This window comes from Bacillus weihaiensis (assembly GCF_001889165.1).
In the GTDB taxonomy this organism is placed as follows: domain Bacteria; phylum Bacillota; class Bacilli; order Bacillales; family Bacillaceae; genus Metabacillus; species Metabacillus weihaiensis.
In genome coordinates this window covers 2,036,564-2,060,632 of record NZ_CP016020.1, presented here as the reverse complement: position 1 = coordinate 2,060,632, position 24,069 = coordinate 2,036,564, and the positions used below count along the sequence as shown (strand labels likewise).

General features: G+C 33.1%; 29 protein-coding genes and 1 pseudogene. 9 read left to right on the top strand and 21 right to left on the bottom strand.

The annotated features are described in order from the left end of the window. Window positions 1–117 precede the first annotated feature (117 nt). Window positions 118–441 (bottom strand): nucleoside triphosphate pyrophosphohydrolase, encoded by a 324-nt coding sequence (locus A9C19_RS09965; protein ID WP_072579803.1) that lies wholly within the window; start codon window positions 439–441, stop codon window positions 118–120. A gap of 159 nt (window positions 442–600) precedes the next feature. Between A9C19_RS09965 and A9C19_RS09960 the strand changes: the two genes are divergently transcribed. Further along, window positions 601–996 (top strand): (deoxy)nucleoside triphosphate pyrophosphohydrolase, encoded by a 396-nt coding sequence (locus A9C19_RS09960; RefSeq protein WP_072579802.1) that lies wholly within the window; start codon window positions 601–603, stop codon window positions 994–996. 208 nt (window positions 997–1,204) lie between these two features. Here A9C19_RS09960 and A9C19_RS09955 read toward each other — a convergent pair whose 3' ends face one another. Next, window positions 1,205–2,929, bottom strand: a complete 1,725-nt coding sequence (locus tag A9C19_RS09955; protein WP_072579801.1) for a hypothetical protein — start codon at window positions 2,927–2,929, stop codon at window positions 1,205–1,207. Between the two features lie 116 nt (window positions 2,930–3,045). Between A9C19_RS09955 and A9C19_RS09950 the strand changes: the two genes are divergently transcribed. Continuing rightward, a complete protein-coding gene (locus tag A9C19_RS09950) occupies window positions 3,046–4,326 on the top strand; it encodes a DNA cytosine methyltransferase (protein WP_338022850.1) in 1,281 nt (426 codons plus the stop codon). 507 nt (window positions 4,327–4,833) lie between these two features. Here the strand turns inward: A9C19_RS09950 and A9C19_RS09945 are convergent. From A9C19_RS09945 to A9C19_RS09885, 19 genes and pseudogenes are all read right to left on the bottom strand, one after another. Beyond that, window positions 4,834–5,178, bottom strand: coding sequence for a hypothetical protein (locus tag A9C19_RS09945; RefSeq protein WP_072579800.1), 345 nt, complete (start codon window positions 5,176–5,178; stop codon window positions 4,834–4,836). Further along, window positions 5,175–7,304, bottom strand: a complete 2,130-nt coding sequence (locus A9C19_RS09940) for a DUF6792 domain-containing protein (protein WP_072579799.1) — start codon at window positions 7,302–7,304, stop codon at window positions 5,175–5,177. Before A9C19_RS09940 ends, A9C19_RS09945 begins: the two co-directional genes overlap by 4 nt. Window positions 7,305–7,313: 9 nt before the next feature. Next, window positions 7,314–7,913, bottom strand: a complete 600-nt coding sequence (locus tag A9C19_RS09935; RefSeq protein WP_083584346.1) for a hypothetical protein — start codon at window positions 7,911–7,913, stop codon at window positions 7,314–7,316. Window positions 7,914–8,617: 704 nt separating this feature from the next. Next, window positions 8,618–8,755, bottom strand: a complete 138-nt coding sequence (locus A9C19_RS22755) for a DUF6792 domain-containing protein (RefSeq protein WP_369127042.1) — start codon at window positions 8,753–8,755, stop codon at window positions 8,618–8,620. 487 nt (window positions 8,756–9,242) lie between these two features. Further along, a complete protein-coding gene (locus A9C19_RS21770) occupies window positions 9,243–9,380 on the bottom strand; it encodes a hypothetical protein (protein WP_158515082.1) in 138 nt (45 codons plus the stop codon). 10 nt (window positions 9,381–9,390) lie between these two features. Next, window positions 9,391–9,978: a hypothetical protein gene (locus A9C19_RS09930; protein WP_083584345.1), complete on the bottom strand. Its 588-nt coding sequence runs from the start codon at window positions 9,976–9,978 to the stop codon at window positions 9,391–9,393. Window positions 9,979–10,439: 461 nt separating this feature from the next. Then, window positions 10,440–11,231, bottom strand: a pseudogene (locus tag A9C19_RS22560) (DUF6792 domain-containing protein). Window positions 11,232–11,292: 61 nt separating this feature from the next. Continuing rightward, window positions 11,293–11,880, bottom strand: coding sequence for a hypothetical protein (locus A9C19_RS09915; RefSeq protein ID WP_083584344.1), 588 nt, complete (start codon window positions 11,878–11,880; stop codon window positions 11,293–11,295). A gap of 128 nt (window positions 11,881–12,008) precedes the next feature. Then, window positions 12,009–12,158, bottom strand: coding sequence for a DUF6792 domain-containing protein (locus tag A9C19_RS22750; RefSeq protein ID WP_420835825.1), 150 nt, complete (start codon window positions 12,156–12,158; stop codon window positions 12,009–12,011). 31 nt (window positions 12,159–12,189) lie between these two features. Continuing rightward, window positions 12,190–12,348, bottom strand: a complete 159-nt coding sequence (locus A9C19_RS21765; protein WP_158515081.1) for a hypothetical protein — start codon at window positions 12,346–12,348, stop codon at window positions 12,190–12,192. Beyond that, window positions 12,341–13,006: a hypothetical protein gene (locus A9C19_RS09910; protein WP_072579793.1), complete on the bottom strand. Its 666-nt coding sequence runs from the start codon at window positions 13,004–13,006 to the stop codon at window positions 12,341–12,343. Before A9C19_RS09910 ends, A9C19_RS21765 begins: the two co-directional genes overlap by 8 nt. A 941-nt stretch (window positions 13,007–13,947) precedes the next feature. Beyond that, window positions 13,948–14,148 carry a hypothetical protein gene (locus A9C19_RS09905; RefSeq protein ID WP_072579792.1) on the bottom strand — a complete coding sequence of 67 codons (201 nt, stop codon included), beginning with the start codon at window positions 14,146–14,148 and terminating at the stop codon, window positions 13,948–13,950. Between the two features lie 442 nt (window positions 14,149–14,590). After that, a complete protein-coding gene (locus A9C19_RS22260; RefSeq protein ID WP_420835824.1) occupies window positions 14,591–14,674 on the bottom strand; it encodes a putative holin-like toxin in 84 nt (27 codons plus the stop codon). Between the two features lie 286 nt (window positions 14,675–14,960). Continuing rightward, window positions 14,961–16,448, bottom strand: coding sequence for a DUF2357 domain-containing protein (locus A9C19_RS09900; protein ID WP_072579791.1), 1,488 nt, complete (start codon window positions 16,446–16,448; stop codon window positions 14,961–14,963). Next, the gene (locus A9C19_RS09895; protein ID WP_072579790.1) at window positions 16,423–18,678 is read right to left on the bottom strand and encodes an McrB family protein; all 2,256 of its coding nucleotides are present in this window, start codon (window positions 18,676–18,678) and stop codon (window positions 16,423–16,425) included. The genes A9C19_RS09900 and A9C19_RS09895 overlap by 26 nt, the downstream gene beginning before the upstream one ends. Window positions 18,679–18,989: 311 nt before the next feature. Next, window positions 18,990–19,076 (bottom strand): putative holin-like toxin, encoded by an 87-nt coding sequence (locus A9C19_RS22255; protein WP_267888753.1) that lies wholly within the window; start codon window positions 19,074–19,076, stop codon window positions 18,990–18,992. Window positions 19,077–19,582: 506 nt separating this feature from the next. Continuing rightward, on the bottom strand, window positions 19,583–19,846 hold the full coding sequence (locus A9C19_RS22250) for a hypothetical protein (protein WP_233499262.1): 264 nt from the start codon (window positions 19,844–19,846) through the stop codon (window positions 19,583–19,585). Next, a complete protein-coding gene (locus tag A9C19_RS22245; RefSeq protein ID WP_233499276.1) occupies window positions 19,788–19,994 on the bottom strand; it encodes a methanogen output domain 1-containing protein in 207 nt (68 codons plus the stop codon). Before A9C19_RS22245 ends, A9C19_RS22250 begins: the two co-directional genes overlap by 59 nt. A gap of 178 nt (window positions 19,995–20,172) precedes the next feature. Beyond that, window positions 20,173–20,919, bottom strand: a complete 747-nt coding sequence (locus tag A9C19_RS09885) for a PAS domain S-box protein (RefSeq protein WP_072579789.1) — start codon at window positions 20,917–20,919, stop codon at window positions 20,173–20,175. 124 nt (window positions 20,920–21,043) lie between these two features. On the opposite strand from A9C19_RS09885, the gene A9C19_RS09880 reads away from it, so the two are divergent. From A9C19_RS09880 to A9C19_RS09850, 7 genes are all read left to right on the top strand, one after another. Beyond that, complete coding sequence (locus tag A9C19_RS09880; RefSeq protein ID WP_072579788.1) at window positions 21,044–21,295, top strand: DegV family protein; 252 nt, start codon at window positions 21,044–21,046, stop codon at window positions 21,293–21,295. A gap of 298 nt (window positions 21,296–21,593) precedes the next feature. Continuing rightward, window positions 21,594–22,100 (top strand): Na+/H+ antiporter subunit E, encoded by a 507-nt coding sequence (locus A9C19_RS09875; protein WP_072579787.1) that lies wholly within the window; start codon window positions 21,594–21,596, stop codon window positions 22,098–22,100. A gap of 59 nt (window positions 22,101–22,159) precedes the next feature. Continuing rightward, window positions 22,160–22,423 (top strand): monovalent cation/H+ antiporter complex subunit F, encoded by a 264-nt coding sequence (locus A9C19_RS09870; RefSeq protein WP_072579786.1) that lies wholly within the window; start codon window positions 22,160–22,162, stop codon window positions 22,421–22,423. After that, window positions 22,416–22,751: a monovalent cation/H(+) antiporter subunit G gene (gene mnhG, locus A9C19_RS09865; protein ID WP_199445820.1), complete on the top strand. Its 336-nt coding sequence runs from the start codon at window positions 22,416–22,418 to the stop codon at window positions 22,749–22,751. The genes A9C19_RS09870 and mnhG overlap by 8 nt, the downstream gene beginning before the upstream one ends. A 14-nt stretch (window positions 22,752–22,765) precedes the next feature. Next, window positions 22,766–23,011, top strand: coding sequence for a Na(+)/H(+) antiporter subunit B (locus A9C19_RS09860; RefSeq protein ID WP_083584343.1), 246 nt, complete (start codon window positions 22,766–22,768; stop codon window positions 23,009–23,011). Next, window positions 23,004–23,726 (top strand): hydrogen gas-evolving membrane-bound hydrogenase subunit E, encoded by a 723-nt coding sequence (gene mbhE / locus A9C19_RS09855; RefSeq protein ID WP_072579785.1) that lies wholly within the window; start codon window positions 23,004–23,006, stop codon window positions 23,724–23,726. The genes A9C19_RS09860 and mbhE overlap by 8 nt, the downstream gene beginning before the upstream one ends. A gap of 2 nt (window positions 23,727–23,728) precedes the next feature. Next, window positions 23,729–24,064: a sodium:proton antiporter gene (locus A9C19_RS09850; protein WP_072579784.1), complete on the top strand. Its 336-nt coding sequence runs from the start codon at window positions 23,729–23,731 to the stop codon at window positions 24,062–24,064. Window positions 24,065–24,069: the final 5 nt, after the last annotated feature.

Sequence of the window (24,069 nt, the reverse complement as noted above, 5' to 3'; positions counted from 1 at the left end):
CTTAAAAAGCTTTCATATTATAGATGTAAATATTCAGAGCATGTAATCTTATAATCATTCAAATTTAGGTTTTCTTAATGCTCGAATTATCTTGTTTGTATTTTAGTGAGGGTTTAGTTAATCTTCCACTGCAATTAAAAAAACTTTCTCACTAAAGCTACCTCGCTGTTCTTCTTTTTCTTGTCTAATTGAATTGATTTCTTCCAGAGTTGAACCATGGTACACAGCTATTGCATGTATTACTTCTAATAAATCCGCTAGTTCTTCAAGAGAACTTTCTCGATCCTTCGCTTCAACAATTTCATTTAATTCTTCATATGCTTTTTTCTTTAGTTCTTTTATATAATCTACCTTATCGAGTATTCTAACTTCATAATTTTTACCTGTTTGATCAATAATTTCTGGAATTTTATCTCGTACAAGTTTATTATATGTAGGCATAATTGACACTTCCTATATAATTAATAGTTTCTACATCGCAATCATTCGACAGATACCGCTATTTTCCTCTATTAGCTTTAGATTCACTACCATATTTCCTTTTTAATAAAAATAAAAAATGATATGATATTTAAAGATCAAGTTAATACGGAGGATACTATGAAAAAGACAGTAAAAGTTGTTGCAGCTATTATTGAAAATGAACAAAATGAGATACTTTGTGCTTTACGTTCACCGGAAATGGCTATCCCTAATATGTGGGAATTTCCTGGTGGTAAAGTAGAGAAGAATGAAGATATTTATTCTGCGTTGGTTAGAGAGATCAAGGAAGAGCTAGATTGTACGATCGAAACATTTGATCTTTTTAATGATCATACCCATGAATACGATTCATTTATTATTAATTTAATCGCGATCAAGTGTAAAGTTGTTGAAGGGACTCCAACACCTAGTGAGCATTCCACTTTAATTTGGTTAAAAAGAGAAAATCTAGACTCACTTAAATGGGCTCCAGCTGATATTCCAGCAGTTGAGCAGCTTATTAGTGAGTATTAAAGAAGTTCGTATTTTAACCTTAATACTTCATTTCGAGTAAAAAAAGGTAAAAAACTCCATGTTTTCGCACCTTTTTATGTATCATAAGTATTTTTAGTTACTTATTTTTACTTTTATCCGATTATATTAAAGCATAGGAATAGGTCCAGATTTACAATCTATCGAAAATCACTAATCCTATAGAAAAACGTAATTTTGATCCCTTGTATCATATATTTAACTTTACTTCACAAGATAATTTTAGAGAAGACCACCCTTTATCATGACCAGAACTAAATTTAACCCTGAGCGATAATTCCTCATTATTTTCATTCCATGTAAGTGTAGTTTGTATAGGAGATGGAGATTTCTCTAATACATTAACTTTTGTACTTACATTTCCATGCTCCAAAATCACGCTTTCGTTTTGACTATAAAATGAAATAATTAGAGCCGACTCACCTAATAAATTTCTAATACCTTGTTTTAATTCATGTTGCTCTGCTGACTTTAACTTCTTACCTATTTCTTCTGATACTTTAATTAAACATTGTTGATGATCCAATGTATTATTAGAAAATTGCTCCTTTGTTTCCGCTATTGTATTTTCCATAGATCCTATCCCAAAGTACTGATCACTTAGAATAGTTCCTACCCCTGGATTTTTAGTTGTTAATTTCTTTACCTTTTTAGAGTAAGCCTTTAAAGAAAACTTCTCTTCATACATTTTCCCATGTACCAATAACACTAGTTTTAAATCACTAGTATCAAGGCGATTTGTCATATAACTATCTGGCACAAGTTGTATACTATCAATGGTGTATGACTTATATTTATTTGTTAGATATGAATTCAAATTCATAATAGTATTTTGATTTGTATTCATCATATCTTTAATCGTAGAAGAAGGAATTAATTCAGAATATTTATTAAAAATAGTCTTATATTCTTCATTATCTACTTGCTTTACAGATAAATTGGATTTTATTATTTCATAATATACTAGAGCCTCATTACACTTTCCGATTGCATTACTAATATTCCCATCTTTAGTTTGCTTATGAATTTTTAAAAGTTTTTCAAATTCATAAAGATCCTTTTTATTTCTATCTTCAATTTGGTTATCTTCATTAAAAATTTCCTCATAACTAGTTGCAAGCTTTATAGAGGAAGTTGGTCCACTTTCAAATTTAAAACGGATCAATAATGAGGTATTTCCTTTACTTAAACCTATGGAGTTTCTACCTTTTTTATAAATATTGATAGTTGAACTATTATGATCTTGAAAGTTCAACTTTTCAATACACAAACATTTGTTCTTATTATTGTATCGTGTTATAATATTAGTTGAATCTAGTAATAATAAATCTTTAAATGCTTTACTCAAATCGTCTAGCCGTTCATTATACTGTTCTCGCAAAAGTGTAAAACAGTGTTCTCGTATTCTAAATAAAAACCCTTTACGAATTGGTTCAATTTCTTCTGAAAAATGACTATAGGATCTTTCAATTGATTTCTTAAGTTCAGTTTTATTTTTGTATAGAACTTCACTTTCATTTTTAGAATCAATTTTCCGTAGATAATTTAGATATTCACTTTCAAATAATTGGTTGAATTTTAGTTGTATATCACCAGCATGGAAGTACTTTTTCAAAAAACTTAGAGCACCAAGATTTTTGGGTTGGATTTTCCCTCTTCCTTTGATTAAAAAGAGATTTATCTCAACCTTTGATTTACAATCTAGCGTAATTGTAATATCAGCATGTTTATCTGGTGTGCTTTTTTCAAATTTGGACTCTATATCTATTATATTGGGATATTCTTCTAATATATAATTTACAGTGTTTAACGTAGTTTCTTTTTTGGAATATAAAGTTTGACCTTTAATTACTCGCTTTATATTCTTTGCTACATCTAAGACATGTCCATCCCCGATTTTCTTAGAGCGACTCATGTAGGTAACTCCTCCAATCCTTTTAAATATTTTAACTCAACAATTGGAAATAATAAACAAGGAAGTTTAATCTGGCCTTTTTTCTTGTTTAATGATAAAATATATAACTATTAGAGGTGATATTTTTGAAAATTGAAGAACGCGGACGAGCTAAATATAAACCGGCAAAGAATTATGATGTTGCAGATGTGCAAAATCTTCTGCTTGAAAAAATTACTGAGGAGCAATTACGTTTACAATCGGTAAATGATGCTGAAGATTTCTCTACTATTAATTTTCGATCAGATAAATTAAATGTTGTAAGTTTATTCTCAGGATGTGGTGGTCTTGACCTAGGTACTGAGTTAGCAGGATTAGATGCGCTTTATGGTAAAGAAGAAGTTGAATCACAATATAATATTAAAGATTCTTACGATAGATTACGTACAAACAGTATTTTCCATACTGTTTGTACTATTGACATGTTTAAAGAAGCTAATCAGTCATATAAAAATAACTTTCCATCATCAGTATTTCAAATTGAAAAAGACATCCGTAAAATTAAGAACTTTCCAATGAGTGATATGGTAATAGGCGGATTTCCTTGTCCTGGGTTTAGTGAGGCTGGACCTAGATTAATTGATGATGAAAGGAATTTTTTATATATTCATTTTATAAGATGTTTACTTCAAACTAAACCTTTCTTTTTTGTAGCAGAAAACGTCAAAGGACTATTAACGCTTGGAAAAGGAGAAGTAGCAAAACAAATCATACAAGACTTTGAATCTGCAGGTTACAAAGTAAAGTTTCAACTAGTTAATGCAGTCGACTATGGTGCACCACAAAACCGTGAACGTGTTTTTATTGTAGGCGTAAGAAACGATATTAAATACAAATATGAGTTTCCAAACCCAACACATGGTGTGAAAAACGACCTACTACCATATAAAACATTAAAAGACTCTATATATGATTTAATTGATGATCCAGGTGAATGGTATGAAGGTGGTTTTTCCTCTATGTACCTATCTAGAAATAGAAAAAAGACTTGGGAAGACCCAAGTTTTACAATACAAGCTTCTGGAAGACAAGCACCTCTTCATCCTTCAGGTGAATCAATGAGAAAGATTGACAAGGATTTATGGGAATTACCAGGTGGTGCTGAAAAACATAGACGTCTCTCTTCTAAGGAAATAGCCAGAATCCAGACTTTTCCTGATTGGTTTACTTTTTCAAAAGGATTAAAAACTGCTGGTAGTAAAAACAGTCAAATTGATAAAGTATATAAACAGATTGGAAATGCAGTTCCAGTTGAATTAGCTAGAGTGATGATTTCACCTATTGCAAAATGGAGTATAGAAAACATGGATTACTTAATTAAAAAAAGAGAGACAACACACCAACTTGTACTACTGTAAACCTATTTTAAAAAATGCTAAAACTATAGTTGTTTTAGCATTTTTACATCTAAAAATGATACTCCTACCTAAGCTCAGAAATTTGCGCAGCTTCCAAATCAACGAAGGTTATATTTCTTGGTTTTTACGAGTCCTTTTGAATTGCAACTCTTTATTGACATAGGAGTTTTTGTGATTAATTTAGTTATATTCTGTTCTGACCATTGCAGCACAAATTATTAGTTTTAATGATAGATGTCAAAGTGTTTTCTATAGAATTTTTTAATATGAATAATAAAACTGTGAATCTTTAATCTCATGTTGATATTGAATGTATCCTACATGACGGTTACATCAAGAAAAGGTGGTCTATTCCCAATTCTGCTTTCACTTTAATGTTAAATGTAATTATTAACATTATATAGTACTTCATTTTTCTAGATATTGAGGATTTTTACTTAAGGAATACTTACTAGTTTTCTGAAAATACAAACAAAAAAAAGACCTACACCCGTAAGTCCCTATACCTCACATACTTTCCACAATCGAAATAAATTTATAATAAAGAGTAACATCCTGCTTTCTCATATCGTTTACATAGTTCGTGTAGTTGTTGGTCAGGGATGTGATCGTATCTTCACAGTGGTCTAAGATTAGGTTATGATTGCGGTGTTGGTCGATGATTTCTTGGTTGATGGCGTTAACTAGTTCTCCGTTTTCATTTTCCATTTCTTTTTTCATGAATGTTGCGAAGTCAGTGCCTAGGTCACGGATCTCGTCGAGTGATTTTTTTAATTCAGTAGCTTTGTAGCTTAGTTCCTTTGAATCGGCAAAGTTGTGTTTTAGCGTATAAGAGCCCATAAATGCTGTCATCCTCCATAGTGATAATCAAACATGTTTGAAATTTTTTCTTCCTCTGCAAATAGGTCTTCGATGGAATCCCTAATTTTTTTCACAAGCATTTTCTCTTTTTCGATTTCACCTTGGATGGTGTCGATCATTTGTGAAAAGGATTGATGAAAGGATGCTGGCAATGGTAAAAGCTCTTCATTGACATTGATGCTCGTTAGTTTATAGTAGCCGCCGGGCGGACTCCATACTGATTGAGATAAGAGATACGAATAGTTTGTTGGATTTGATTCCATTATTGAGATTTTCGTTATAATTTTCTGCTTTCTTTCATCGTAATCATCAAGAAAATTCGTTTCAAATAATGATTTTAAGGTTCGGACATTGGTTTCTTTTTCCTCAGAGATGGCGAGACCTTTTTGGTAAATACGTACTGAAGAGGAAATGTTGATTTTTATTTCGCCTTTGCCAGTAGGTGACATGTACATATCGTTGTTGGCGTAGCTTATGTTTTTATCCTTAACCAATGCATTGATGACAGCATCAAGCCCGTGTGCATGTGCACTAACGCTGAAGTTTTCAAGAAAACTAGTATTGATATTCTTTAGACCTTCAAAAGCTTCCTCAATATCCTCTACTTCAGATTTGATTTTTTGAAAGGCTGCTGAAATTTCTTTTGTTTTTTCTACCTGACTTTTAAAATCCATTGAATTCAAGGCAAGTAGAAGGGTTGGATCTAGCGTATCTTCTATCGTGGATTGGATAGCTAGTAAACTAGATTCTATTTCTTTGAGATTCTTCATAATGTCATCTTTTTCAATCTGTGAAATATAGCCAACATCAACAAATGCTTGAAGAATAGGATCTAGGTCTTGATAAATTAGTTTCACGGCTTTGACGATTTCTGGTATTCTTCTAGCCATATCAATAATCATCGGGACAGCTTCACCAATAAGTGTCGTTACATTAGCAAGTGTCTGAAAGGCCCCAGCTATTAGCTCTTTTTGCAAGTTCATCTTCGCTCCAACTAAATCAAACGGAAGTGTGAGGGATTCCTTCGCAAAATCCCAAAACGAATCAGCATCCTTTATTTCAGCGAACGGTTTCCCAAATCCGTCAACAGATTTCTCAATCTTACTAACTGTTTCATTAAACTCCTCCCATTTCATAAGAGCCGAATCAACAACAGCCGGATTAAATCCCGTTAGAGATTTCATAAACCCATCAAAACCCTCTTTATTGTATGCTATCGAGTAATTCGAAAGAAACATTTGAATCGTACGCAAATCTTTATCAGGAATTTTATCCACTAACTCACGAATGCCTGCAAACCGTGGGTCAGTATCCAGAAATCCATCGCGTCCACCAATCTCAAGAAATCCCCTTACACTACTAGCACCATAAAGCATATCCTCTTCAGACGTAAGATGATGGATTGTTGATTCATCTATTTTGTTTTTGTAATATTCTTCGGTGAAGGCTTTTAGTTCGTCGGGTGGGATTTTGTAGATGTCTTGTTCTGTAATAATTTTAAATTTAAAATTTAAATATCTACTAAATTTAGGATCTATTGAGTATAGTTGATAAGCCGTTGGAGCAGCATCATTTATTGCATAGACTTTTTTAAAAGGTAAAAACTTCCCCTCTGACAATAACTGTAAGAGAGTTATTGTATTGCCACCTAAAGAATGACCATAACCATACTTTTCGAGTTTAGGTAAGTCGGAATCTTGTTTTTTAATAATACTAGTAACTGTATCATCGAACTTCCTAGCATCATTATATTGATTATCAGTACCGCCTACAAAAATTCCGATTATATTATAACTCCAATCAATTGGTCTCCATGTATCCTTCTCACCAAGTTCACTTCCTCTAGTAATAGTTATCGATTGATTAATTTTCTCTTCATTACTCTTTAAATGTATCACTGTACCATCAAAACCGCTGTCAATGTTAGAGTTTTTAAGAGTTTTTAATATTTCATCTGAACGGTAAATTGTAATCTCTGCTGGTAATTCCTTCCCTGTTTCTTCAAAATAAATTCTTTTAATCTCACTGACTACTTCTTTTTCAATAAGATTATCATACTCTAAATTCATTATTCTCGCTTTAAGCATTTCGGTATTAAAGAGTTCAAGATTATTCATAAATGACCTCTATTCATCTTTATTAAATGATACGTTTTTCATTAGATAAAGTGCAGTATTTTCTTCTATTTTAGGGTCTATATTACACTCTCTATTAAGTTCATCATAACAATTTACAGAATAAATATATTCAATTCCTTTTTGACTATCTTTCGATACAATATAGCTGAAAAAATTATAGGAAGTTGCACTTCTATCATCTACTTTAAGTTTTTCTTGTAATTTCCCATAATAAATACGAGTTTTTTCTGTTTCAATCGTTTTATATTCTCCTGTATAACCAACTGAACCACTTAACGTAGTCAGAATAGAGTCGATAAGGTTTTCTCCATAAGTTTCATATGTTGTTGTGTAAGAATAATGATAATTATCCTCTATGCTAGCATCTGAATATATTATTTTTTCATATCCATCACCGTTTCTTTGATAAAACGGAGATCCATCAGTAGTAGCATCTTTCGGCCACAACATAGAATATCCACCTGTATCTGATTCAAATAAATAATACCCCTCTTCCACTTCCTCAGGTGAATCTAGCAAACTACGTGTAAATTCATCCTGAAACGCTTTAGTATTCGGTAATTCCATTGAATCTACTTCTTTTTTCATACTACATCCTCCTGCAAAAATCAGAGTACAAATTAGGGCATAAATGAAGCGTGTACGCATGAGTGAGACCCCTTTCGTTTTCCTTCAACAAACCATTAATATCATAAATTTCCATTTTATTTCAACAATAAACATAGGTATTCACAAAAAAGGGAGTTATTTACTATGCTGGTGACAGGTAATATGTAATAGAATAGATCTTAATAACTAGGGGGAGGGTGTTGAATAGCGATGAAGTATGAAGCATGTAGCTAATTCTCGTATGCTTTACAAAAGGAAATAATTTTCATATGGAGTAGAGATTTTTCTTGTTCTTTTATAGCTGGATAAGTAAAACATTATAAGCAAACTTTATACAAGTAATTAGCAGCAATTCTGGTATTGGTTGTTATGATATCTTTACAATGGTTTAAATTAAAAGGATAATTGCGGTGTTGGTAGATAAATTATAAATTGATGGCAGACACTAGTAAACCGATTTCGTATTCCATTTATTTTTTATGTTGGAAACTTTATAAACCGATCAAAACCATATTTATTATACGCTATTGAGTAATTCGAAAGAAACATTTGAAGTGTACGCAAAACTTTGTCAGGAATGAAGGATGAGGTAAGTAGCATTAAATTCTTACCTTTCGTGTGCTTTAACTAAATGTAATAGTTTCTCATGCCCCATAACATTACTTGCTCAATAGCATATCCTCTTAAGATGTAAGATGATGGATTGTTGATTCATCTATTTTATTTTTGTTATATTCTTCGGTGAAGGCTTTTAGTTCGTCGGGTCGGATTTTACTGATGTCTTGGCCACTTAGAAATTGAAATTCTTTTTTTAATGCCATTTAAAACTAGAATCTATCACTGAAAGTTGATACGATGTAGGCGCAGTATCTTTTATTACCTATACAGCCTTAAATCTTAATTCTCCTCTCTCATCGGATATTAACTGTAATACGGATATGTTGTTTCCTCCTAATGAATGACCAAACCATATTAATTAAGGTTCGGCTGTCCATTATTGGAGTTTTGAATGATGCTAGTAACTTTATCATCAAATTAATGCAAGTTGATAAGCCGTAGGTGCAGCATTCTTTATTACATATACATCATTAAACCATAAACTATCATCATAACTAGACATTTATTGTAGAATAGGTATACTATTTCCACCCAAGGAATGACCGCATTCATATTTTATTATTTTGTGTAAATTATAACTTTTTCCAAATTAACTCATTAACTTCATCATCAAATCTTATGTCATCTTGAAGTTGTTTATTGGATCCTCCTACAAATTTTCCTATTAAATTATATGTCGAATAGGTCCAATCAATAGGTTTCCAAGTGTCCTTTTCTCCAAATTCTCTTTACTTCATTAACTATTTCCTTATCTGATAAATTTTTATATTCAATGTTCATAATTCTTGCTCTGAGAATATCATAATTTAGTAGTTCTTCATTTTTCATTTTAATACCTCTATTCATCTTTAGTGAATTTTACAGATTTCATAAAATTTAAAGCCTTTTCTTCTTCTTTACTAATATCTATAGTACAACTCGTTGAAGAGCCCTCCAAGCACCCAGCTGAAAATATGTATTCTAAACCTTTCTGACTATATTTTGAAGTTATATAACCAAAGAAGAAATATGTAATTTCATCCTCAAAATTCTTTTCAGATTTAGCAAAGTAAATATATGTATCATTCGTTTCTATTCTTTCATATTCTCCACCGTACCGAACTCCATCACTCAAAATTCCTAAACTTGATTCAATTGCGCTCTCACCATAAGTTGAATAAGTTGTTCTAAATGAGTAATCATAATTCTCTATTTTGTTTCTATCATAGAATAATATTTTTTCAAAACTATCTTGCGTCCTTTGATAGAATGGCGGTCCATCCGTAACCGCATCTTTCGGCCACAACATAGAATATCCACCTGTATCTGACTCAAATAAATAATACCCCTCTTCCACTTCCTCAGGTGAATCTAACAAACTACGAGTAAATTCATCCTGAAACGCTTTAGTATTTGGTAATTCCATTGAATCTATCTCTTTTTTCATACTACATCCTCCTGCAAAAATCAGAGTGCAAATTAGGGCATAAATGAAACGTGAACGCATGTGTGACTCCTTTCAATTTCCTTAAACAAATTATTCAAAATATAAAATTTCCATTTTAAGTCAACGGCAAACATAGTACTTTACAAAAAATCGAGTTATTTTCTATGTTAGTTAAAGGTAACATGTAAAGGGGTGAATATTTTTTAACTAAAAGAATCTTGTGGAGTAGCGATGAAGGATAAAAAAGGTAAGTAGCACATTATTTATTCAATAGTTACTTTTCTTCTGCTCGGTGCTTTACTATATGTAATAGATTTCATATGGTGGATAGGATTTTCTTCTTTTACAGTCGGATTGAATCTCCGTTCGAGATTTCATAAAGCCATCAAAACCATCTTTATTGTATGCAATTGAGTAATCCGAAAGAAACATTTGAATCGTACACAATCCTCGTCAGGAATTTATAGAATGCCTGCAAACCGTGGGTCAGTATCCAGAAATCCATCGCGTCCACCAATCTCAAGAAATCCCCTTACACTACTAGCACCATAAAGCATATCCTCTTCAGATGTAAGATGATGGATTGTTGATTCATCTATTTTGTTTTTGTCATATTCTTCGGTGAAGGATTTTAGTTCGTCGGGTGGGATTTTGTAGATGTCTTGGTCTTCTTTTAATTCGTATTTATCTCTCAACTTTGCATCAAACTTACTATCAATTAATGCGAGTTGATAACTCGTTGGTGCTGCATCGTTAATTGCATCAATTGCATCAAATCTAGAAGCAATGTTTTCAACTTACATTAACTGTAAAATTGTAATACTATTCCCTCTCTATGAGTGACCTAATCCATATTTTTTAACTTTGGATAGATCATTATTTTTGTTAATAATAATCTTATGTACATCATCATAAAACCTTCTTGTATCTTGATATTGATTATCAGTTCCACCGGTATATATACCCATTAAATTATAAGTCCAATCTATTGGTTTCCTTGTATCCTTTTCCCCAAGTTCACTTCCTCTAGTAATTGTAATAGTTTGGTTAATGTTATTCCCTTCACTGTGAAGGTGAATTATGGTTCCATCAAATCCGCTATCATTATTCTTTTTCCTGTGTTCTTTCAGTACGTCATCTGAACGAGATACTGTCAATTTGGATGGTAACTCTTTATTTTCTTCTTCAAAATAAATACGTCTTACTTCTTTTTCAATTTCTTTTTTAGTTAGATTCTCATATACTAAATTCATTATTCTTGCTCTAAGAATATCAGTGTTAATTATTTCTTTATTGTTCATGAATATAATACCTCTATTCATTTAAATTGAATTGTACAGTTTTCATATAAGATAGCGCCTTTTTTTCTTCTTTTTCAACATCAATATTACAATTTGATAAAGACTTTTCTAGACATTGAGAAGTATAAATATATTCTAGACCTTTCTCACTTTCTTTAGATGTAATATAACCAAAAAAGAAATAAGCAGTAGAATGAATTAGAGGTTCTTCTAATTTAGCAAATCGAATTCGGGTTTTCTCCGTTTCTATTAATTCGTAGTCACCATTGTAACTAACAGAATCACTTAATATACCTAGACTGGATTCAATTGCACTTTCCCCATAAGTTGAATATGTTGTGCTAAAAGAATATCTATAGTTTTTTTCTTCATTTCTTTCATAGAAACGAATTTTCTCAAAACTATCTTTCGTTCTCTGATAAAATGGCGGTCCATCCGTAACTGCATCTTTCGGCCACAACATAGAATATCCACCTGTATCTGACTTAAATAAATAATACCCCTCTTCCACTTCCTTAGGAGAATCTAGCAAACTACGAGTAAATTCATCCTGAAACGCTTTAGTATTTGGTAATTCCATTGAATCTACCTCTTTTTTCATACTGCATCCTCCTGCAAAAATCAGAGTACAAATTAGTGCATAAATGTAACGTGAACGCATGAGTGAGACCCCTTTCATTTTCCTTAAAACGTAAGATGATGGATTGTTGAATCAACGATTTTGTTTTTCTAATATTCTTCGGTGAAGGCTTTTAGTTCGTCGGGTGGGAATTTGTAGATGTCTTGGTCATTCTTTAGTAAAAATTGCTTTCTGATTCTAGAACGGAAAGTAGAATCAATCACTGACATTTGATACGCTGTAGGAGCAGCATCATTTATAGCATATATTATTTCAGTCTTCTTATTTTATTTAGAACCCCATCTGATCAGTTGTTAATTGAATTCCATTCTCTTCATAGTAAACGCGTTTTATTTCACTAATAATTTCCTTCTCTGAAAGAATTTCATATTCTACATTCATAATCCTTGCCCTTAACATATTATTGTTTAGGAGTTCTTCATTACTCATTTTTGGTACCTCTATTATCTTTAGTGAATAACACTGATTTCATAAAAACTATAGCTTTTTCTTCTTCTAATTTTGTGTCAATGGAACAATTAGGCTTTGTATAATCTAAACATTCAGCAATATAAATATATTCCAATCCTTTCAGACTTTCTTTAGATACTATATAACCAAAAAAGAAATAACCTGTTGCACCTTCAAAGTACTTTTCGGTTTTCGCATAAAATATACGGGTATTTTTATTATCTATTTCTTGATATTCGCCTTTGTAACCTACTGAATCACTTAATATAGCAAGACTAGAATCAATCATACTTTCACCATAAGTTGAATAAGTTGTGCTATATGAATATCTATAGTTTTCCGATTCATTTCTATCATAGAAACTTATTTTTTCAAAACTATCTTGCGTCCTTTGATAGAATGGCGGTCTATCCGTAACCGCATCTTTCGGCCACAACATAGTATATCCACCCGTATCTGACTCAAATAAATAATACCCCTCTTCCACTTCCGCAGGTGAATCTAGCAAACTACGAGTAAATTCATCCTGAAACGCTTTAGTATTTGGTAATTCCATTGAATCTACTTCTTTTTTTATACTACATCCTCCTACAAAAATTAGAGTACATATTAGGGCATAAATGAAACGTGAACGCATGAGTGAGCCCCCTTTCGTTTTTCTTAAACAAACCATTAATAACATAAATTTCTATTTTATTCCAACAATAAACAAGAGTTTTTACAAAAAAGGGAGTTATTTACTATGCTGGTTGTAGATAACATGAAATGGATTGGATCTTGTTGACTAGAGGGATCGTGTCCAATAGCGATGAAGAAAGAGGTAAGTAGCGTTTTTTGATTAAATTCACCTATCGTTTGTTTAACTATAAATGTAATAGTTTCTAAAGAAATCCTCTAACGCTACTCTACATAAAGCATATCCTCTTCAGACGTTAGATGATGGATTGTTGATTCATCTTTTTTGATTTTGTCATATGTTGACAAAATCATTCAAAAGCAAGAGGTACAAAAGAACTTGATTAAGAAACAAATAAATCGCTACGTTTAAAGCTGAAGAGATCAAAAAGCAATGTACGTAGAAATTGATGATTTAATTCAATTAACTTTCGAAAATATGTTAAATCACTGTCAGATGCAGTTAAAGTTTTTACACGATATTGAAGAGATATTAAAGAAAAATCAAGCTTAAAACGTTTGCCAAAATTCGTAGAAATAAACCCCTTTAACTTAAGTGAATTAAAGGTACTTATTGTTAACTAGGGTTTATGCATCTCGAAAATTCTCCCCTAAGAATAAGAGTATCTTAATTACGTTACTTTTAATCGCCTTTCAAGCCTTGCATCTGGGGTTATAATCAAAGTTGAAAAAACATACACTAAAAAAGACTGTTCGGTGTTTTAACACCAAGCAGTCACATAATTGTTAGGCTCCACTAAATGAGATCAGCGTTTTGGTATATAACTCACCCTATTTCGCTGCTAGGCTCAAGGGGTGGGTTATTTTTTGTACCTAAAAGTTATGATTGATATCATCAAACTTGCAACTTGCCAATACTAACATTATTAACTTATCTCCCTATCACAATACAACTTCAGTAGCTCTACTAAACTCTTCTAGCAGAATTGATAATTTAATATGTTCCACGTCAATATCTTCCTTCTTATTGATATAAAACTCTTTAGCTTCCTCAAGTGAATCAAATTGTAGAGACTTATGTACTTGCTCATACCTACCTAGTTCTTCAAATATTTCATAAGCCACCCAAGTAACTTCGTACATCGTAACACCTCATATTTGGTCATATTTAAAAAGGAAAAACTTTGAATATCCTTTAACCATACCAACTCATTACTAACTATACAATACATAATTTCTGAATGTTGACCCTGATCAATATCACCTATTGGGGTAAACCCTATGAATATTTCACTATTAATTTCTAATAATATCATGATTTTTTTCGTTTTATCATCAATTAAATACCTGTAACTAATGTATAGATGACTTATTTCAATTAAATTGAGTTCAGTTTCTTACTTTTTTTCATCACTTTTCAATCAACACATTTTTGGTTATAATAAAAGGAGAAAAACATAAACTAAAAAAGACTGCTTGGTGCTAGAACACCAAACAGTCATACAATAGCTAGGTTCCCACCAAGGGGATCAGCATGTTGGTAAATAATAACTCACCCTATTACGCTGCTAGGCTCAAGGGTGGGTTATTTTTTGTCTCTAAAAGAAATGATTGACAATACCAAACTTGAGAATGCAATCATGAGCATTAACGTTTGAAATACTGTCATCATAAGCATCACCCCCTTTCGTATCGGGGTAACACTGACCACCCTTGAGTTTCCTAACTATTGTAAAACTATTATAGCACAAAATGGAATGTATGTTCCTATTCGCTAACTAAAGAAATTTTAATCATGAATTAATTAATTAAACACTATTTATTAAGTATTTCATCAATTATCAAGCATTTCATATTGGGTTATAATAAAGTAGAAAAAAAACTAAAAAAGACTGTTCGGTCTACTCTTAAGAATCTATCTCCCATTTTCTGTAAAGAAAATAATTAACTTAGCGTTAAAGAATCTTCCCTAACCATTCCTTAAAAACATCATGATGTTCTCCTGGCGAAAAACAAAATGCACCCATATGATATCTCTCATGAAACTCTACATCATAAAAATCCTTATCACTAGGCATATAACATTCTGTTGGTGTTAATATATAAACGTCTTTTACAACTCTCGTATCATCTTCTCTTGCTAAAATCCCATCTCTATATTTATGCATCTCCCCAAGCGCCATTGGTAGGTTGGCAGGAATGCGGTACTTAGGATCCATCACATACAGTTGATTTTGGTAATCTATCACAATATCAGGAATCATTCTTTGCGTATATGAGTAGTATGGATTTGTATTAATTTGAATGATTCTTTGATAAATTAATTGTCCACCATTTTTAAGGTGTATCACACTTTCTTTGTTTTCAGATAATCTTAAAAAATAATAGCCATCCTTCTTGGTGAATAACTCTGCTGTATCATCCAGTTGTCCTAGTTCTCGTAGAGTTCGAATGATTTGCATGAAGCACCACATTTCATACAGCAAATACGTGTCTTTTAAGCTTAGTTTTTGTTCAATATCAAAGGTAATTGTTTTGAACTGATAAAGTGATGTAAACCATTGGTACCAAATTCTGTAGACTGGGTGCTTACGAAATACTTGAGTGATTTTTACAGGTCCTGAATAGGGTCTTAGTCCTTGAAGGAATTCTGCTTTTTTCCATAATGAGATCCAGTCCAGATATTGCGTTGCTTTTCTCCCAATATCACGATCATTTATCGTTCTGTATGTTTTTAGCAAGAGTTGCAATTCATTAAGCTGAAAAAGCAGCACTCGATTTTCATATACATTGAATGTTTCTTCTACTTTTGTTGATTGAATGTGACTTGGTAGCTTTGTTGGTGAGCCTCCGTAGCTTTCACCATACCGTTCCATCCATGCGATGCTTCTTGGTGTTACAGATTTCGCTCGTTCTCGTCTCATTAATACTTCTTCTTTACGAAGATTTCTTAATGGATGTGCTGTGATTTGTTGAAAGGTATTTCTTAGGTTGAAAATCGATGATTCGATATACATCCACTGTAGCATCGAGCATTCTCTTGTGAATCCGCTCGTGGAAATATTAGTTTCCAGTCCAGATTGTTGAAAGCAAATGCTTGCTTCTTTTAATAAATCATCTAAAAGAGAATGGTATTGCTGCTCGGTTAGCTTACGATGATCGGTATATACATAGTTTTCAATCGAATCTTTTGCTTCTGCGGTACTGATCGTAAAAGATACAATTCCGCTTTGGAAGGGAGTTTCGAAGACTCCCTCCCAGCCTTCGGTTGTTTTGGTCATTGGTAGCGAAAGGTGCTGCATTTTAAATTGAAATGAGTTCTTTGATTTTGTTTTCCAACGATAGATTTTTGCTTCTTCTAAATAGATTTTGTTTAGTCGGACCCAATTTTTTTGATGATCATCCCATACGGTTATGTTAACGCCAGAATTGAGTGGAGCCATATCGCTCTAATTCCTCTCTCATACGTTCTATATGTATATAAGATTGAGATTCTTCGCCAAATTGTTGGTAAAATACGTTTGCTAGCGTGTCCAATAAATCGATAATGCGTTCATCGCCTCTTATTTTTGGGATAATCTTTTCAGCTACCACACGATCTAACGCAACTAAAGAATCCATCCGTAAATCCTCAGGCAACAGACCATTTTTATACAACTTTCGTATCATTTCATTCATTGTTCGATAACCGAAGTGTAGGTCGTATGTTGCAAGATTTTTATGAATCGTTAATAATAACTCCCATTCTGTATGGACCGTTTTCTTAAATTTTTCTTCTAAAGAGTCCCAGAAGCTTGAAAAATCAACATCTGATAGAGTCATCACAAAAGAGCGATCAAGTACTTTGTCAGAAATGTTATGGGTTGTTTCGTCCACATTAATTGTCCCAATGACATAGAAGTTATGCGGGATTTCAATTGTTTTTGGGACATCCTTAAGATCATCCATATTGTGTAGCTGAATTGGTTTTCTTGATTCAACAGCACTTAAATAGTCGCTTAAATAATACTCTACACGAGCCAGGTTCATTTCATCTAAAACGATGAAATGAGGCTTGTCTTTTTCCTCGTTCGCCTGCAGCAGCATTTCTAAAAACTCGGTTCTCATATATCGCTTTTCAAACGAACTGTAGTAGCCAAATAGGGATGTGGCATCCATCCAATCTGGTCGGACTGGAACGATTTTGAGGTACGGATTTTCCTCGCTATAATCTAGTCCGTATACGGCATTGGCGAATACGCGACATAGTTGCGTTTTACCTGTACCGGAAATTCCGCTTAAGATAACAAAGTGTTTGTCATCTAGACTTGTTAGGTTTAAGTAGAAATCTCTAATGATTTCAAGTGAGAACGTAAAGCCACTTTGTTCGACTAGGTCGAGGATGTTAGTGAAATCGAAAGAGCTCGTGTATTCCTCTACATCAATTTCGATTTCATCCTCTTCTTCAGGCTGCTGGTCTAAGTGTTGAACACCTTTTGGAAACGTCAGAAAACCTCGAACGTCGGCAAATATTGCTGCTGCCCTAATTAATCTTTGTAGAATCGTTGTCATTGGCTCGGTAAAGGCATGAGTATGACCTTCGTACGTTCCTACATAAAAAGCATTGGACTCATTTAAAATAAAATCATGATTTTTTAGTTGCTCTAGTGTTTGCTCCTGATAGATTTGATTTTCATTGTTTTCATTATATTTCCCACGATGATAGAACGATTTTTTAATAAACCAATCATAGTTTTCCTTCGTGGCTAACTTGCGAATTCGATGATAAATGTACCCTCGATTATTAATAATAATTCCGATTGATTCGTGGGGGTCTCTAGTGAAGTAGGCAATATGTCCTTCTGTTATTAACTGATCTTGATCGTAAATATAAAATAATTGCTTGAATTCATTCGTTTTTACTTTTCTTACATCTTCTTCAATTTTTACAGAATATGATTTTGAGAAAAGCTCAATTTGAATAGGTGTTACACTTTCTTGTATACTCTTCATTAATAGCATCGACTGACTATGTTCATATCCTTCTTTTTCTAATAAGCTACGTACAGGTGTTAATTTCTGGTATGTATCCCAAAGTAGGTCAACAATCACCTCTTCTTCTATGGTGCTCTCTAAAGGAAGAAGGCTCCCAAAATAAATGGTAGGTTTGCGTTTATTTTTCACATATTGACATATCGTATCTGTAAAATCCTTTTTCTCAATAAAGTTCTTCTTCTCTTCAATCGTAAAGATCTGTAAATCATCACTCAGTTCTTCTACCATTCTCTCAAGCTCATGAACCTGAGAACGCTTTGAGAACACCCAAAACGGGTAAAAATCAGAGTTCATCGTCATTCGGATTTCACGTGATGCTAAATGAAATTCAAGCTTAAGGATAAATAATGGACTTTCATATAATGTTTCATCTATTAATTCCACAAAGCCCTTGTTCCCGTAATGCTGTTTCTTTTCTGCGTATTTAGGATTCTTTGAATCTGCAATCGTTGTTTTTATCGTTTGTTCATGTGTATGTATTTTTAGCTGAAGTAGATAAGAATCACGTTCACTGTATTTTTGAAGAAATGAGTTCATGATTCGTCTAGCTAACGGCTGGACTTCATCAAGAATTCGTTGGTTTCTTAGTGTCGTATCTTCTATGTTCATAATCTCAACTAGATTGGTTGCCTGGATCATGCTTGTCACTTCCTTATCTAAATATCACTAGTACTATTTTAATACATTAAATACAGATTTTTAACAATTTGTGAGGAATTTTGTCAGAGAAAACCAATTTATCCTTCTTAAACCAAAAGAAATGAGCTTGCTTTGTATTCGTTTCTTTTCAAACATGTAGACTTTAGTTATAATAATACTAGAGAAATCATAAAATAAAAAAACTGTTCGGTGCTCTAACACCAAACAGTCATACAATAGCTAGGTTCCCATCAAGGGGATCAGCGATGTTGGAAATAACTCACCTATCGCCTGGAAAGCTCAAGGGTGGGTTATTTTTTGTCTCTAAAAGATATGATTGACAACACCAAACCAGCAAATGCAATCATCAGCATTAACGTTTGAAATACTGTCAACATAAGCATCACCCCCTTTCCTTACGGGGTAACGCTGACCACACTTGAGTTTACCTACCTAGTGCCATTCTATTATACCACCAATAAAGAACAAACGTTCTATCACCTTGCACTTGTTTCCTCCTAATACCTAAAGCCCACGCATAACCTTAAATGCAGTTATTGTTAGAATCCTCTTCAGATCTATTGATCTCTATGTAATTAATTTGCATGATCTCTTCTCCACGTATAGTAATTTAAAAAACAGGTCAAATGTTTGATTTATCATCATTTCTGCTAACTTTTAATTAAGAAAGAACTAGTCATCAAGTATGCCTACTAGTGTTATAAAAAATAAAGTCTGCTTCCATAAAATTAGAAACAGACTCAGCCTATCATGATCTACCTAGTTTATGATCAATCTCCGTTGTATCTACATATTCGCCAAATAAATCTTTTAGTTTACTTTTTGCTTTCATTTTAATTTCATCATCCACATACTCCAACAATGGTTGCTTTTACTTTTTTGGTTATTCGTTTTTAACCTTCTTTCTTAGCTCCTCTATTTCTTCCACTAATGCACAAATCATTGAATCACTTTTTTCAAGTTCCGCATGTAATGCATGAATTGTTTCTTCTTCCCATTCAAATGGGTTTCCGTTTTTTGGTGTAATAGGTAAATCTTTGTATTCATCCCCGTCTTCACTATCATTTGGTTCAAAATAAATCGCCACCTCACATCCAGAATGACCTAAAGCTATTCTCTTTCGCAAGCTTACTTTTTCCGTATCCAAACCTTCTTGCTGCTATCCCGCCAAAGACACTTGATGTCATATTGCAAAGGTGTGGTGCATCCTGTACCACTTCGCCAAATGGACATCCAGTAGCTTTTACAACAACATAGTTAGGGTGTACTTCTGAAATAGTGAAATGACCTCCGATAGAGTTTTTAAGATCAACAATAATCTCTGCATACTGATCAGGAGTCCAGTTTAATTCTTTATCATCATAAAACGACTCGAACCATTCCCCTGTTCGAATTCCAATTTGTCGAATGTATTCTTCGGCAGACTTTCCAATTGTTCTTGAATGTAATTGAGCATATTATAAATCTATGACACTATTCATTTAAATAATATAATGCCTGTTCTACATTTGCTTTTGTAACTATAGATGAAATATCTCGCCTACCACATGCATGAACCAGCTTATAAGCTAGTTCTGCTCTAATCCCTGTAATGATCGGAGAAGTTCCCATTACTATTAAAATAGATTGAAATTTAACAAGAAAATCTAATACTTCTTCACTTATATTATAAATCCCAGATACATCTACAATAATATGTTTCCAGGCATTATCTCGAATCTTTGAAGGTATGCTTTCTAAGATATGTGTAGCTCTCTTCTCATCAACATAACCAACCAATGGAATAACAGCAACGTTTTTAGAAACAGGTACAATAGGTGTCATTACCTCAATAAGGTTTCTCTCCGCTTCTTTGCGAGGAGTTATGTCTCTTATGATGGATTGCATAGCTTCGCTTTCACCGAAAATAACAGGGTTGCAGAAAAGTTCAACCTCAATAACAGATCCATCTAACCGGTAAATTTTTGTTTCAACCAACTGTCCAACCTTTTTCTCTTCTTCTCCCTTTTGAATTCTTTCAACAATAAAATCTCTATATTCCTCTGTAAATACATCTACTACATTTGCTCCTATAAGTTCATGTTTGTCTGACGCTCTCAAGAAATCTGCTCCAGCATCGTTTATGTATAAAATCTTATGATTGGAGTGAATTACTGTCGTTTCAAAAGAGTATTCCACAATTTGTCTATACAGCTCTTCTCTTTCATTTAAATTATCCATAATTTCCCCATCCCTAAAATGCTTGGTGTTTAATCGTTATTTTAACATATACTTGTTACCTATTGTTTATATTCCGATACCAATGACAAATGGTTTAGCAAAACCGTAATATATGAAGCTATAAATGTTTCCATGCATACAAACATTTGTTCATGTGGTTGCAATGCATGTCATTATGGATCAACATAATTATTTTGATGGCTCGTTACCTGTTGAGGAAATTTATGATTATTATAAACGTACAAAACAAATACCCCCGACAACGGCAACAAATGTCTATGAATATCATGCTTTTTTCACGAAGCTACAAGAGGATTTTTCTGCTTGCATCATTATACATATTGCTTATACTTCAAAGGCCTCTTTTTCTTCCTAAGCATCACCCCTTATAATCCTGGGGTAACAACACTGACCACTCTTGAATTTACCTGCCATATCCTTTCTTATTACACCATACAAACAACACACGTTCCCAGAAGATCCATTAATAACAAATCATTAATAATGACCTAATTATATTACTGTGGAACTTTGTGAAACAAAATTATTCGGTTGATGACAGGTACCCTATAAATAATTACTCATGAATTGGTAAAAGTAAGAAAGACTAATTTAGTTTCCATGATGACAACTGTGGGAGCTAATTTATATTAAGTTAAAAGTGAGGTCATAATTTGAAGCAGAAACTTTTCACATTTATTTCAACTTTGGCTTTATGGCTTGTTTTGGCAGGTCGCGTTACTATTGAGGTGTTTTTGTTGGGGGCTATTCTTTGTTCTAGTATATCGCTAATGTTGGCTGATCGTCTGTTTAGCTCTGCTCAAATGAAATATGGAGTGAAAGAGTTTGTCTTGAAATTGCCTTACATATTATTGGTGATTCTTGCTTTTATCTATGATGTGTTTTTATCTGCTCTAAGAGTATCCAAGCATGCATTTGAAAGGAAACCATCATTTTCTCCGCGAGTAGTTAGAATAAAATCATCCCTTACTCATTCAACCAGTACGGTACTTTTAGTCAATTTTATTACTTTCCCTCAGGGAACCTTGGCGATCGATTTCGATCCTTCTGACAAAAACTATTTCATTCACTGGATCGATGTTCAAAGTGACGAGAAAGCAGAAGTAAAGAAAGCATTAATTAGGAAACATGAGAAACTAATAGATAAAATATTTGATTAATCCTGTTTACATACGTGATTCGGTTTTATGTTTTTATTTAATGTGGAGTGTGATCATGAGTGCTTTATTTCATACTAGCAATTGTGTTATCTGCTATTTTAACGTTTTATAGGGTCATGAAAGGTCCTAGTTTACCTGATCGAATAGCGGCTATGAATTCTATAGGTGTTATGTTTTTATTGGTTTTGGTTTTATTAAGCTATTATTTTGAACGGAAAATTTTTATTGATGTGGCATTAGTTTATGGCGTTGTATTATTTGTCGTTGTGTTAATGATGGCAAAATATTTGAAAAAACCAGAAAAAGGAGGAGTTGGTGATTGATTTCCTCAGTATTTTAAGACATCTATTTGTTTATGTATGTTTCATAACAGGCATTTATTTTTTGGTAAGTACAGCTGTGGGTATGATTCGTTTTCCTGATTTGCATACTCGCTTACATGCTGGCTCTAAATGTTTGATGGCCGGAGGTATTTTCGTTTTAATGGGATGTATCGTTCAGGAAGAAAGTGTGTTTGTTTTGTTAAAGCTTCTTGTCCTCTTACTTTTTCTATTAATCACAAATCCGATCGCGATTCATGTGATAGGCCGTTTTTCTGTTCATGTTCATTTCCTATCCAAAACACCTGTCAAAAACGATATTAATAAGTGACTGGAGGTTATGTTGTGATAGATATACTCATTAATTTGTTAATGATTTTTTTATTAATAACCGCATGTTTTATGGTATTTACGAAAGATCCGTCAAACTCAGTTATTACTCTCCCCTTATTCGGCACCATTCTAGTCGTTATATTTGTCATCCTTCAGGCTCCAAGTGCTGCTCTGGCTGAAGCGGTCATTACTGCTGGCTTAACGACTACTTTTTTTGTTATTACCATTCATAAAACGGAGTCTCGACGAAATGAGTAGAACGTTTGCATTGTTTAAGAAATCTTATAAAGTAGGCCTTGTTTTATCGCTAGCTATTTTCATGTTGTTAATATTTTATGAAATACATAATGTTGAGAGCAATAGTAAAAGATATTTATCTAACCACTATCTTTCTAATGGGGTACAGGAAACCGGTGCGATAAATATCGTTACTTCCGTTCTCTATGATTACCGGGCGTTTGATACTTTAGGTGAAACAACTGTGCTTTTAACAGCGGCTACGATTTTAGCTTTTATGGTTCCTATTAGAAAAGCAGCCATGCCGGGTGCTAGTTTTACCATCATTGTTGATAAAACGGTAAAATGGATGATTCCCTATTTAGCGGTTTTAGGAGCGTATTTGATGTTTTTTGGACATCTAAGTCCTGGCGGAGGTTTTGTTGGAGGAGTTGTGTTAGCAATCATCCCCATTTTATTGACCATAACCTTTGGTGTTGAAGTTTCGGAATATGCGATTAAACCTGCTTATAAAAAGCTAATCGAAGATATAGGCGTGATCGGTTTTATTTTCCTAGGATTACTAGGAATGTGGACTGGAAGCCACTTTCTGGCCAACGGACAAGCATATTTTGGTCTAGGTAACCCCGGAGAATTAGTCAGTGCCGGGATCATCCCTTTCTTAAACGTATTGATTGGGATAAAAGTAGGAGCTGGTTTGGCCATCATTTTTAATAGCTTAGTGAAGGAGAAATAATCGTGCAAATACCCTATGTTGTCGTCATTCTCTTGTTTTGTTTAGGAATGTATACAATTATAACTAAAAAAAATTTAATTCAAATCGTGATTGGATTTACGATTTCAGAGTCTTCTTTAATTTTATTATTCATGTTGGTTAGTTATAAACCAGGTGGAACGGCTCCTATTTTAGACAAATCGTATGAGCTAGTCGTTGATCCTATTCCTCAGGCACTTGCTTTAACATCCATTGTAATTGGAGGAAGTGTGACAGCTGTCATGCTGGCGCTCGTGATCAAGATTTATAAAAGATATGGAACGTTAAACATTGATGAGGTTCGTAAGCTGAAAGGATAATGTTA